The organism is Streptomyces sp. NPDC053513, assembly GCF_044544765.1.
GTDB lineage: Bacteria > Actinomycetota > Actinomycetes > Streptomycetales > Streptomycetaceae > Streptomyces > Streptomyces litmocidini.
Window position 1 is genome coordinate 163,518 of sequence record NZ_JBITXP010000010.1, and the last position, 12,537, is coordinate 176,054.

Annotated in this window: 10 protein-coding genes; 1 reads left to right on the plus strand and 9 read right to left on the minus strand. The window is 73.1% G+C overall.

All coding sequences use genetic code 11. From position 1 onward, the window contains the following. Window positions 1-97: 97 nt before the first annotated feature. The 9 genes from ACIGW4_RS19750 to ACIGW4_RS19790 all read right to left on the minus strand — a co-directional run bounded on the left by ACIGW4_RS19750 (window position 98) and on the right by ACIGW4_RS19790 (window position 11,971). Window positions 98-331, minus strand: a complete 234-nt coding sequence (locus ACIGW4_RS19750) for a hypothetical protein (protein WP_399581918.1) — start codon at window positions 329-331, stop codon at window positions 98-100. A 187-nt stretch (window positions 332-518) separates the two neighbouring features. Then, window positions 519-1,922, minus strand: coding sequence for a sulfatase (locus ACIGW4_RS19755; RefSeq protein WP_399581921.1), 1,404 nt, complete (start codon window positions 1,920-1,922; stop codon window positions 519-521). A gap of 154 nt (window positions 1,923-2,076) precedes the next feature. Then, the gene (locus ACIGW4_RS19760) at window positions 2,077-2,169 is read right to left on the minus strand and encodes a putative leader peptide (RefSeq protein ID WP_311319337.1); all 93 of its coding nucleotides are present in this window, start codon (window positions 2,167-2,169) and stop codon (window positions 2,077-2,079) included. 110 nt (window positions 2,170-2,279) lie between these two features. Next, window positions 2,280-4,097, minus strand: a complete 1,818-nt coding sequence (locus ACIGW4_RS19765) for a glycoside hydrolase family 15 protein (RefSeq protein ID WP_398711253.1) — start codon at window positions 4,095-4,097, stop codon at window positions 2,280-2,282. A 361-nt stretch (window positions 4,098-4,458) separates the two neighbouring features. Then, entirely contained in the window at window positions 4,459-5,298 is an 840-nt protein-coding gene (locus ACIGW4_RS19770) for an aldo/keto reductase (RefSeq protein WP_398711255.1), read from the minus strand. A gap of 42 nt (window positions 5,299-5,340) precedes the next feature. Next, on the minus strand, window positions 5,341-6,594 hold the full coding sequence (locus ACIGW4_RS19775; RefSeq protein WP_399581923.1) for an MFS transporter: 1,254 nt from the start codon (window positions 6,592-6,594) through the stop codon (window positions 5,341-5,343). 376 nt (window positions 6,595-6,970) lie between these two features. Then, window positions 6,971-9,907 carry an ABC transporter permease gene (locus ACIGW4_RS19780; protein WP_399581925.1) on the minus strand — a complete coding sequence of 979 codons (2,937 nt, stop codon included), beginning with the start codon at window positions 9,905-9,907 and terminating at the stop codon, window positions 6,971-6,973. A gap of 2 nt (window positions 9,908-9,909) precedes the next feature. Further along, on the minus strand, window positions 9,910-10,647 hold the full coding sequence (locus tag ACIGW4_RS19785) for an ABC transporter ATP-binding protein (RefSeq protein ID WP_399581927.1): 738 nt from the start codon (window positions 10,645-10,647) through the stop codon (window positions 9,910-9,912). Window positions 10,648-10,810: 163 nt separating this feature from the next. After that, complete coding sequence (locus ACIGW4_RS19790) at window positions 10,811-11,971, minus strand: nitrate/nitrite transporter (protein WP_399581930.1); 1,161 nt, start codon at window positions 11,969-11,971, stop codon at window positions 10,811-10,813. Window positions 11,972-12,264: 293 nt separating this feature from the next. On the opposite strand from ACIGW4_RS19790, the gene ACIGW4_RS19795 reads away from it, so the two are divergent. Then, window positions 12,265-12,522 carry an SHOCT domain-containing protein gene (locus tag ACIGW4_RS19795; RefSeq protein WP_398711407.1) on the plus strand — a complete coding sequence of 86 codons (258 nt, stop codon included), beginning with the start codon at window positions 12,265-12,267 and terminating at the stop codon, window positions 12,520-12,522. Window positions 12,523-12,537: the final 15 nt, after the last annotated feature.

A 12,537-nucleotide genomic window follows, 5' to 3' on the forward strand; every position in this document is an offset into this window, starting at 1 on the left:
GTAGCACAGGAGAAGGGCCCTTCCCGCACGTGGGAGGGCCCTTTTCGTACGTGGGAGGGGGTCCCTCTCGTGCGCCCCCGGACGGCCCGCTCCTGGCTCACGTCGCGGCGGCCCGCTTCCGCGTGGCGGCCGGCTGCGCCTCCGCCCTGCCCAGGAGCGTGTCCAGGATGACGGGACAGGTGCTGTGGTTCATCCGGTCCGCCGGCAGGTGCGCGGTGGCGGCGATGTGGGGACGGGTCTCGGCCGACAGCCGGGCATAGGTGGAGGTCCACATCTCCTCGTCCGCCCCCTCCCCGGCCGTCTGCCTGCCGACCTCGTCCGTCCGCCGCACCCGGGAGGGGTGTCCTGCCCGACCACCGGGTGGCCGACGACGTCCGCGGCCACCTCGCGGCGAAGCCGGCGAAGACGCTGACGGCCGACGATGCCTTTCCATCGGCGAACGGCCCGCGGTGGTCCGAGCCCGGAGAGGACCCGGCCGACGCACCCGGCCGGGTCCTCTCCACGCGGGCGGGGAGGGCTCAGTAGCGGAGCAGCCCCGCGTCGATCCGCTCCCACGCGGCCCGCAGCTCGGCCAGCCGCGCCTGCTCGAACGGCGCCCGGTCCGCCTGCTCACGGGAGTCCTCGGACAGGTGGAAGAGCTGGTCCCGGCCGGACTTGCCCCGGTAGTACTTCCAGTCGCCGCGGCGCAGCGCCCGCTCGCCCCGCACCCGCCAGAACAGGTCCCGCTCCGGCACCTCGGCACCGCGCAGCAGGTGCCCGGCGAGGCTGGTGCCGTCGAGGGGGTACGCCGGGTGGGGCCGGGCCCCGGCCAGTTCGAGCAGGGTCGCCGTCCAGTCGGGCGAGAACACCGGCAGGTCGCTGACCTGACCGCCGTCGATCCGGGCGGGCCAGCGCAGGATCGAGGGGACGCGTATGCCGCCCTCCTGGAGCGAGCCCTTGTTCCCGGCGAGCGGCCAGTTGTACGAGAAGCGCTCGCCGCCGTTGTCGCTGGCGAAGAAGACGAGGGTGTCCTGCTCCTGGCCGGAGCGCTTCAGCGCCGCGAGGACCTGTCCGATCGATCGGTCGAGGTCCTCGACCATCTCCTTGTACTTCTCGACGGAGCCGCCGTCCTGGTGCCAGAGGGCGGAGCGGTCGCCGGCCTTGATCCGGCGGACGATCCCGGCGCTCTCCTCCGTGTCCCCGTCGGCGATCCAGGGCCAGTGCGGGGTGGTGAAGTTCAGGTTGAGCAGCCAGGGCTTCTCGTGGTCGCGGCCGACGTACTCGCTCGCCCGCTCGGTGAGGATCCGGGTGTAGTACCGCAGGTCCTTGTACTCGGCGTCGCCCTCGTAGAGGTCGTACTCGCCGGCGAGACCGAGCTTCGAGTAGTACTCCAGGGCCCCGCCGAAGTTGCCGAAGAACTCGTCCCAGCCGGACTTGGTGGGGGAGTAGTCGGGGAGGTAGCCGCAGTGCCACTTGCCGATGAGGGCGGTCGCGTAGCCGGAGTCGCGGAGCAGCGAGGCGAGCGTGGGGTGGGTGGGCTCCAGGCCGACGGACCTGTCGGCGATCGGCTCGGCGAGCCCGCCCTTCGTACGGCCCGGGTAGCGGCCGGTGTAGAGGCTGAAGCGGGTGGGGGAGCAGGTCGCGGAGCCGGAGTAGGCGTCGGTGAAGCGGACGCCCTGGCGGGCGAGGCGGTCCAGGTGGGGCGTGCGGATGTGCGGGGAGCCGTACGAGGAGAGGTCGGCCCAGCCGAGGTCGTCGCCCAGGATGAAGAGGATGTTGGGCCGCCGGGAGTGGCGGCGCGGGTGCGCGGCGCGGAAGGGACGCTCCTGCGGGTCGGGCGCGGGGGCCGCCTGCGCGGAGGTCGCGGTGGCGCCGAGGGCGGCCGCGGCGGCGGCACCGGCGGCGACCCCTCCGAGGGCGCGGCGGGACAGGGGCGTGGACATACGGGTCTCCAGAAGGGCGTGCGGACGTGCGGGCATGCCTCCGGGGCCCGGCGGGCGGGGGACGGCGCCGCGGGCGGGGCGGACGGAGGAGCGTGGGGGGACGGCCGGGTGAGCGGAAGGGCCGTCAGGGTCTGGTCCGGTGGATCGTCGGACGTCAGGCGCAGCGACAGACCGCGCTCGCGACACGGGCGAGGTCCACGTGCCGGCGCTGGACGAGGGTGACCGAGCGGTCACGCGGGGGCTGCATGGGGCAGGAGTCTTGCCGAGCCGACCAGGGGCGTCAACGGCGTAAGGGCAGGTTGACGCGCGTAGTTCGCATGATCGAAACGGTGCGTACGCACGCGCCGGTCGTCGGGGTCAGCCGTCCAGCGCCTCGTCGAGGGAGAGCGCGGCGGTGATCAGCGCGAGGTGGGTGAAGGCCTGCGGGAAGTTGCCGAGCTGTTCGCCGGTCGGGCCGATCTCCTCGGCGAACAGCCCGACGTGGTTGGCGTAGGTGAGCATCTTGTCGAAGGCGTACCGGGCCTGTTCGAGCCGGCCTGCCCGGGCGAGCGCGTCCACGTACAGGAAGCTGCACAGCGAGAAGGTGCCCTCGGAGCCGCGCAGACCGTCGGGGGAGGCGGCCGGGTCGTAGCGGTAGACCAGGCTGTCGGAGACCAGTTCGCGGTCCATCGCGTCCAGGGTGGACAGCCAGCGCGGGTCGCGCGGCGCGATGAACCGGGTGATCGGCATCATCAGCAGCGAGGCGTCCAGGACCTCGCTGCCGTAGTGCTGCACGAAGGCCTGCCGCTCGGCGGACCAGCCGCGCTCCATCACCTGGTGCAGCACCGCGTCCCGGGCGGCCGTCCAGCGCGGCAGGTCGGCGGGGCGGCCGAACTCGTGGGCCATCCGCACCGCGCGGTCGAAGGCGACCCAGCACATCAGCCGGCTGTACGTGAAGTCCTGGCGGCCGCCGCGGGTCTCCCAGATGCCCTCGTCCGGGCGGTCCCAGTGCTCGCACAGCCAGTCCACCGTGGCGGCGAAGCGCAGCCAGCCGTCGTAACCGGCCAGCTGGGCCAGGTCGCCGGCCTGCGCGTAGGCGTGGACGGCCTCGCCGTAGATGTCCAGCTGGAGTTGGCCGGCGGCGCCGTTGCCGGCCCGGACCGGGGCCGAGCCGCGCCAGCCCTCCAGATGGTCCAGCACCTCCTCCCCCAGGTGCGGGTCGCCGTCCACCCGGTACATGATCTGCAGCGGCTCGCCGCTGACCGTGCTCCCGTCCCGGAACCGGGCGCCCAGCCAGCGGCGGAAGGCGTCCGCCTCCTCGGTGAAGCCCAGGTCGACCATCGCGCGCACGGACAGCGAGGCGTCCCGGATCCAGGTGTAGCGGTAGTCCCAGTTCCGTTCGCCGCCGACCTGCTCGGGCAGCCCCATGGTGGCGGCGGCCACCGGCGCGCCGGACGGGGCGTACGTGAGCAGTTTCAGCGTGATCGCCGAGCGGTTCACCTGCGCCTGCCAGCGCCCGCGGTAGCGGCAGCGGCCGATCCAGTCGTGCCAGAAGAAGCGGACCCCGTCGAAAGCGGCCCGCAGGCTCGCCTCGTCGGCCGGCTCGGGGGGCCCGGCGCCGGGCGCGTCCAGGGTGAGCACGGCGGCAGCGCGCTGACCGGCGGTCAGCTCCACGTCGGCGCGGACGTCCCGGCCGTCACGCTCCAGCGCGATGGCACCGAGCACCTGGAGGTGGGCGGAGGCCGTGGCTCCGGTGAAACGCGCGGTGGCGCCGTCGAGGTCCAGCCCGTGCGTCTCCCGGCCGTAGTCGAAGCGGGGCCGGCACTCGACCGCGAAGCGGACGGTGCCGCGGACGACCCGCAGCACCCGGACCAGGGTGTGCCGGTCGGCGGGCACGGCCGGGTCCGGGAGCAGCGGCATGAAGTCGGCCACCTCGCCGACCCCGTCGGGCGTGAGGAAGCGGGTGAGCAGCACCGCGCTGTCGGCCAGGTACAGCTGGCGCACCGTCGTACCCGGTGCCTCCACGGTGATCGAGAAGTGGCCGCCGCGCTCGTGGTCGAGGAGCCGGCCGAAGACGCTCGGGGAGTCGAAGCGGGGCGAGCAGAACCAGTCCACGACGCCCTCGGCGGACACCAGCGCGCACGTCTGCAGGTCTCCGACGAGACCGTGGTCGGCGATCGGCGGGTAGCGATGCATCGGCGGCGTCCTCGTGGGCTCGGGGCGACAGGCGATCCTCCGTCCACCCTCCGACCGGACGGCCCCCCGGGCCACCGGGGCTGCGCCGAACAAGCGCCGGGCCCCTCCGCCCAGCCCCGGCCCGCCCCGGCCCGTGGGACAGGGCGGGGCGGGGGCGGAGTGGGGCGGAGGGGCCCGGCGGTCCTGACCGCTTCGCCGCGGCGGGGTCGGCGGGGTCGACGGCCACCGGGGCCTCGGAGACCGACGCCGCCACCGGGCCCCGGAGCCCGATGCCGCCATGGACGCCCTCACCCCCCGCGTCGTCGACACCCTGCCGCACGGCCTCGGCACGCGCACCACGGCCTGACCGGCCAGGGCCGGCTCAGTTGAGTTCGTCGGGGTGCGGGCCGGTCCGCAGACCGCGGTCGAGCGCGGCCACGGCCCGCATCTCCTCGTCCGTGAGCGCGAAGTCGAGGACGTCGAGGTTCTCTCGGATCCGGGCCGGGGTGACCGACTTGGGGATGACGACGTTGCCGAGCTGCAGGTGCCAGCGGATGACGACCTGCGCGGGGGACTTGCCGTACCGCGCGGCGACCGCCGCGAGGGCCGGGTCGCCGAGCACGGCGCCCTGGGCGAGCGGACTCCACGCCTCGGTGGCGATGCCGTGCTCGGCGTGGAAGGCGCGCAGCTCGGCCTGCTGCAGCCCGGGGTGGAGCTCGACCTGGTTGACGGCCGGGGTCAGCGCCGTGCCGTCCATCAGCCGCCGCAGATGCGCGGGCTGGAAGTTGGAGACGCCGGCGGCGCGGATGCGGCCTTCCCCGGCGAGGCGCTCCAGGGCGCGCCAGGAGTCCCGGTACAGGTCGCGGGCGGGCGCCGGCCAGTGGATCAGGTAGAGGTCGACGTGGTCGAGGCCGAGCTTGGCGAGGCTGTCGTCGAAGGCGCGGAGGGTGGAGTCGTAACCCTGGTCGGCGTTCCACAGCTTGGTGGTGACGAAGAGCTCCTCGCGGGGCAGCCCGGAGGCGGCCAGCGCACGGCCGACCCCGGTCTCGTTGCCGTAGATCGCGGCGGTGTCGATGCTGCGGTAACCGGCCTCCAGGGCGGCGGTGACGGCGGCGGCGGTCTCGTCGTCGGGGACCTGGAAGACGCCGAAGCCGAGCTGGGGGATCTCGACGCCGTTGTTCAGGGCGACGGTGGGGACGGTGGGGACGGGGATGGTGCTCATGGCGCTTCTCCTGGAGGGGTGAGGGAAAGGGGGGGAGTGAGGTCAGTGATGTACGGGGGTGCGGACGCCGCCGCTGACGGCGGATCCGGAGCCGGAGTCGGAGCCGGCACCGGCGTCGGCGTCGGCGGAACCGGCGTGGACCTGGGTCGCGGGAGTACGGCGCTCCAGGGCCGCTGACCAGAAGGCGAGGCCCAGCGCGGCGGCGGCGAGGACGGCGCCGACCCAGTTCGGGGCGGTGTAGCCGAAGCCGGCGGCGATCACGAGGCCGCCGAGCCAGGCGGCGAGGGCGTTGCCGAGGTTGAAGGCGCCGATGTTGACGGCGGAGGCCAGGGTGGGGGCGCCGTGGGCCTGGTCGAGGACGCGCTTCTGCAGCGGGGGCACGGTGGCGAAGCCGAGCGCTCCGACCAGGAGGATGGCGATCGCGGCCAGGATCTTGTCGTGGGCGACCACGGTGAACAGCGCGAGGACGACCGCGAGGCCGCCGAGGGTGGCGTACAGCAGGGGCATCAGCGCGCGGTCGGCGTACCGGCCGCCGAGCAGGTTGCCGAGGAACATGCCGGCGCCGAAGAGGACGAGCAGCCAGGTGACGGCGCCGTCGGAGTAGCCGGCGACCTCGGTCATCATCGGCGCGATGTAGGTGATCGCGGCGAAGACGCCGCCGAAGCCGAGCACGGTCATCGCCATCGCGAGCAGGACCTGCGGATTGCGGAAGGCGGTCAGCTCCCGGCGCAGGTGGGCGCCCTCGGGGCGGGGCATGGCGGGCACGAGCTTCGCGACGCCGAGCAGGCCGATGACGCCGAGCACGGCGACGACGGCGAAGGTGGTGCGCCATCCGACCGTCTGTCCGACGAAGGTGCCCAGCGGGACCCCCACGATGTTGGCGACGGTCAGGCCGGTGAACATGGTGGCGATGGCGCCGGCCTTCTTGTCCGGCGCGACCAGCTCGGCGGCCACGACCGATCCGATGCCGAAGAACGACCCGTGGGCGAGCGAGGCGACGACGCGGCCGGTCAGCATCAGCCCGAAGCTCGGGGCGACGGCGGAGAGCAGGTTGCCGACCACGAACAGGCCCATGAGCAGCATGAGCATCCGCTTGCGGCTGACCTTGGTCCCGAAGGCGGTGAGCAGCGGCGCGCCGATGACGACGCCCAGGGCGTAACCGGTGACCAGGAGGCCGGCGGTGGGGATGGTGACCCCGTAGTCGGCGGCGATCTGGGGCAGCAGGCCCATGATCACGAACTCGGTCGTACCGATACCGAAGGCTCCGACTGCCAGGGCGAGGAGCGCGAGGGGCATGGCGCAGCCCTTTCGTAATTGATTGAGTGAGCTCTTTGCGTGCCTTCACAATAATTGCATGCGCGCCATATATGCAAGCGCGGGTAGGTGGTGAGGTCTGGGTGACAGTGGCTGCAGGCGAAGTCGGCTCCGTCGGAAGAGGCCGTGCCGAGCCTCATGGGTGCTGTGCTCTCTCTGCAGGGCGCTCCGGGCCGGCCCCGGCTCCACCGGTGGCCGACCGCGGGCCGGGCGGGCTCGGGGGGGCGATCGAGGCCTGGGCGGTGGACACCACCCGGCAGCTCGACGTGTGATGAGACGGCGGTGCGCCGAAGAGCGGGTCTCGTGACAGCGGTGCCTCACCACCGAGGCAGGGGAGACGAGCCGCCCGAGTCGCTCGTCATTCGGTGACGCGGACCGCGAGGGCCGGGCGGATGGCGGCCGCGCGCCGGGCCGGCCCGACCGTGGCCAGGAGCGAGGCGACGAAGGTGGCCGCGGCCAGGCCGCAGATGCCGGCCCATTCGACCGGGAACCCTCCTTCGAGACCCTCGAACGCGGCGCTGTTGCTGTACATGAGCCAGGTGGTCAGCACGCCGAGGAGCGAGCCGAGCACGATCCCCTCCACGGCGACGAAGGTGCTCTCCCAGAGGAAGGACCGCTGGACCGTCCGCGCCCGGAAGCCGAGGGCCCGCAGGATGCCGATGGTGCGGCGGCGTTCGCGTACGGCCCGGACCATGACGACGCCGAGGCCGGTGATGCCCACGCCGAGGCCCAGGACGAGGAAGCCCTGCATGAGGCGGAAGAAGGCGGTGCTGGAGTCGAACTGGCGCCGGACGTCCGACTCGATGGGCGTGGCGACCAGGCTGGACGAGAGCCGCTCGCCCTGCAGCCGGGTCGCCAGGGCGTCGGGTGCGGTGCCGGGGCTGGTCCTCACCAGTGCGGAGGCGTTCTGCGCCTGGGTGCCGAACAGCTCGCGCGTCGCCCGCTCGCCCATCACCACGGGATAGGTGGTCGAACTGGCGCCGGCGCCCGGGTAGAAGACCATCCCGTTGCTGAGCACGCCGGCGATGACCTTCTGTTCACTGCGGCCCGTCCGGGGATCCGTCAGGGTGAGGGTGTCCCCGGGGTCGTAGTAGTCGCCCGCCGGGCCGCCGGTGCTGCCGAAGAAGCCGTCGAGAACGACGTAGCGGGAGTCGGAGGCGAGAGCCCGCCACACGGCGGGGTCGTCGGCCAGGCCGGGCAGCCGCTCCCGGAACGTGATGCCGGTGATCGCCCTGTCGGGTACGCCGACGACGGCGGTGTCCAGCGGTCGAGGGCTGCGGCCACCCGGATCGGTGGCCCGCCCGGTGGCGTTGAGCAGCGGTGTCACGGCGGAGATGCCGGCGGCCGACGGGCCGCCACGCAGATCGGGGACGAGGCGGTCGCCCGCTACCTCGGGGTTGTAGTCCAGTCGCAGGGAGTATCCGGCGGTGGCGTCGGCGACGACGCCGTCGACGCCGGCGCGGAGGATGCCCGAGATCTCCGTCAGGAGCACGAGGACGAACACGATCAGGGTGTACATCACCAGCGTCGCACCGGTCCTGAACCGCTTGGCCAAGGGGTACGCGACCGCGAGCCGCGCCGCGAGACCCCCTTCCGTCGGTCGCTGGAGGAACCGTCGTACGGGACGGAGCAGCGTCTTCTGGTTGTCGCTGACGAGCACCACGGCGGAGAAGGCGGCCAGGGCGCCCTGGACGACGTACACGGACATCGACGGCGTCTCGAAGATGCGGGGGCGTACGACGGGTGCCAGGAGCGTCCAGGCCAGCACGGCTCCGGCGACCAGAGTGGTGACCGCGTGACGGGGGAGGACGCGCAGCAGTGCCGGGGTGGCGAAGGCGAGGGCGAGCGCCGGCATGAGGTACGTCGCGTCGGGCTGGCTGCGCGCCACGGCCGGCACGGCCGCGAACGCGCACAGGACGGCCAGGGCGGTGGAGACCACGAGCAGACGGCGGCGCGGCCCCTGCCCGGGCGTGGCCGGGAGGTCGCGGATCGCGGCGATGATGTTGAACCTGCTGATGCGGACGCTGGTCGCGAGGATCGCGGCGAAGGCGATGAGCAGGCCCATGGCCAGTCCGTTGAGGACGCTGGTGGGTGTGAGGGCGAACGCGATGCGGATGCTGCTGCCGCCGACCGACCAGCCCTGGAAGATCCGCGCCGCCACCACGGCGACTCCCCAGCCGACGGCGACCCCGATGGCCACGCCCGGCAGCGCGGACAGCAACGCGTACGTCGCTCCTTCGAGGGTGAAGGAGCCGACAAGGCGCGAGCGCTTCATCCCGACGGCCCGCACCATGCCCATCTGGGACTTCCGCTCCTCGCCGAGCATCACGAAGATGTTCACCAGGAGCAGGGCGCCCGCGATGATGCTGAAGCTGCCGATCATGAGGAACAGGGCTCCGAGGGAGTCCCCGGCCTGTTTCGCGTCCCGCAGGACGGTGTGCTTCGGAGTGTCGATCGCGGTCTGCCCGGCGAGCGGGCCCAGAGCCTGCCGGATGTCGGAGGTCACCCGGTCCGTCAGGGCGTCGCCACTCTCGACGCCGCCTCGATTGGACACGAAGGTGACCGAGCGCGGCTCCGTCCCGGCAGCGCGGGCGGCGGAGTCCAGGGCCTTCGGCGGCAGGAACACGTCGCGGTTCAGCCTGCCGCCCAGGCCCACCCCGGCAAGACCCTGCTCCGGCACCACACGCTCGACCCGGTACGTCCGCGGTGCCCCGAACAGGTACACCGTGATCGGGTCCCCGGCTCCCACGTCCAGGGACCGGGCCAGCGGCTGATTGACCACGACCTGGCCGGACTTCGGGTTCGGCCCGCCGAGACCGGAGGGTCCGTTCGGGGCGCCGAAGCGGGCCGCGTCGTCGAAGTCCATCTGCCAGGCCAGGACGCGTGGTTCCGCCACCGTGCGGTCTCCGGTGCGGCTGACGGCCGATGCCTGGGTGGCCTGGGCGTTCAGTACGCCGTCGACGTCGGGACCGCTCGTCAGGGCGGCCAGCCGTCCGGTGACGGCGCGCCCCGCCGGTCCCGGAGGTGCGACGACGCGCTCGTCCACCGGCCCCAGGGTGCGGTACGCCTCCTGCCGTACGGAGAAGTTCAAGGTGTCGCCGACGACCAGGGCCCCGATGACGATGGCCGTTCCGAGCATCGATCCGCCGATCACCAGCGCCGCCTCGGTGCGCCGGCGGGCGACCTGCCGGAAGGCGAGCCGCCGTGACACCGGTTGTCGGACGGCCACCAGCACCAGGGCCGCGAGGGCGAGCGCGAGGGCGCTGAGCAGCGGGACGAGGAGGTTCGGATACATGGTCAGCCCATGGGGAAGTCTCGGATCGCGGCCGGGGCGGTGACGGCCTGGTGGACGTCGTCGACCAGTCGCCCGTCGCGCATCCGGATCAGCCGGGGGACGCGTGCGCCGATGGCGCTGTCGTGGGTGACCAGGACGATCGTCTGGCCCTCGTCCCGGTTGAGCTCGCACAGCAGGTCCATGACCTGGTCGGCCATCGCACTGTCGAGGTTGCCCGTCGGCTCGTCCGCCCAGACGATGGCGGGCCGCCCGGCCAGGGCGCGGGCGATGGTCACCCGCTGCTGCTCGCCGCCGGACATCTCGCTGGGCCGGTGCTCGACCCGGTGACCGAGGCCCACCCGGTCCAGCATGTCCAGGGCCCTGCGCCGCGCCTCACGCGGCCGGGTGCCCACGAGCAGCAGGGGCAGCTCGACGTTCTCCACCGCGGAGAAGACCGGTATCAGGTTGAACGCCTGGAAGACGAAGCCCATGGTGCGGGCCCGGTGCTCCGTGCGCGCGGCGTCCGACATGGCGAACAGGTCGTGGCCGTCGACCTCCACCCGGCCGCCGTCGATGTCGTCGAGCCCCGACAGGCAGTTCAACAGCGTGGTCTTTCCGGAGCCGGACGGTCCCATGACACCCACCATCTCCCCGCGTCGCACGAGGAGATCCAGGTCGAGCAGGGCCGTGACCTCCACGGAGCCCGTCCGGTAGATCTTGCGTACCCCGGTGGCGACGAGGAGCGCCTGGTCGGTGTTCATGCTTTCCATGCCAGCCTCCGGGAGGAAGGTGCGGCTACGGCCACCCAGGCCCGGCGGAGGGGCCGAACGGCCCCATCGCCGGGTGGCCGTGAGGCCCGCTCGGGCGGCTTCACGACCGCGGTCAGACGCCCGCGGTCAGGCGTTCGTGGTCAGACGTCCGTGGTCAGGCGCCCGCAGTCACCCGGGCGCGTCTCCGGACGACGGTGGCGGCCAGGGCGCCCGCGGCCGTCGCGGTGACGGCGAGGAGGACGAACCCCCACGTGTAGTCGTGCGCGACGCTGTCAACCACTCCCATCACGAGGGGCGGGAAGAAGCCTCCGAGACCTCCCGCCGCCCCGACCACTCCCGTCACCGACCCGACCCGTTCCGCCGGCACCAGACGTGCGACGAGCGCGAAGACCGCCCCGGACCCGGCGCCCAGGCCGGCGGCCATGCCGAAGAAGGCCGCCGTTCCCACCGGGACCAGGCCCGCTTCGAACGCCGCGACCAGGGCGCACACCGAAACGAGCCCGTACGACACCGTCAGGACGGGAACGGGATGGGTACGGTCCGACAGCCAGCCGCCCACGGGCCGCATCGCCACGGCGAGGACGACGAATCCCGCGGTCCTCAGTGCCGCGTCGGAGCGGCCGAGCTCGTAGGCCCGGGTGAGATAGGTCGGAAGGTAGACGCTGAACGCGACGAATCCGCCGAAGGAGACGGCGTACAGGAACGCCAGCTGCCAGGTGGCCGGTGTCCGCATGGCCAGGGCGGTACGCGAGAGCAGCGACCCCGCCGCCGTCGCGCGCCCCGGCCTGTCGCGGAGCAGAAGCCGGGCCACTCCGGCGTACACGGCGAGGCAGCCGGCCACGAGGTCGAAGGGGAAGGCGCGTCCGACGGCGTCGGAGAGCTGGACGGTGGTGAAGGCCGACAGGGCCGTACCCCCGGTGCCGATGCCGAAGACCCCCAGGGCGACACCTCGTCGTGCGGGCGGGTACCAGGCGTTGACGAACGGTACGCCGACGGCGAAGGCCGTTCCCCCGAGCCCGAGGAGGAAGCCGCCCGCGAGCACCTCGGGCAGCGAGTCGGCCAGGTGCCCCAGGTACAGCACGGGCAGGATCGTCAGGGCCGCGACGAGGGGGAAGACCCGGCGTGCTCCCCAGCGGTCCGTCAGTGCCCCGGCCGGGATCCGGCCGAGCGCGCCGACCACCACGGGCACGGCGACCACCAGTGACTGCTCGAACGAGCTGAGGGCGAGGTCGTCCCGGAGTCGTGGGCCGAGAGGGGCCAGCAGCGCCCACGCCCAGAAGCAGAGCGCGAACCCGATGGTGGCGAGGAGCAGCATCTGCCAAGGTCGCGGCGCGTCCGCAACCGGCCGCCTCCCCGGGTTCCTGACCATGGCGACCTCCCGGCAGCGATCCGCGTGGGCGGCGTGAGCCCTGCTCTTCCCCACCCTCGGGCCGCCTGGATCCCGGTCCCAGGGGCCACTCGTTCCCTTCCGTGACCGTCCGGCCCCCTTCCATGGGCCGGACGGCCCTGTGCGGGGCCGCCCCGTGCCGGGCACGGTGGGAGGGACGGACGGGTCGCGAGCAGGGGTGTCAGGCCCCTGGCGGTCCGCCGCCGGGAGTGTGAGTGGCGATGATGTTCTGGTACGGCGACGGCATGAACGGGTGGGGCTGGTTCGCCATGTCGGCCGGGACGGTGCTGTTCTGGGGGCTGCTCATCACCGGCGCGGTGATGTTCTTCCGCTCACTGGACAGGGCTGCGGAACGGTCTCGGGGCTCCGGTACGGCCCCGTCGGCCGAGCGGATCCTGGGTGAGCGACTGGCCCGTGGTGAGATCGACGAGGAGGAGTACCGCCGACGCCTGACCGTCCTGCGCGACACGGAACCGTGAAGCCCGTGGCCGGCC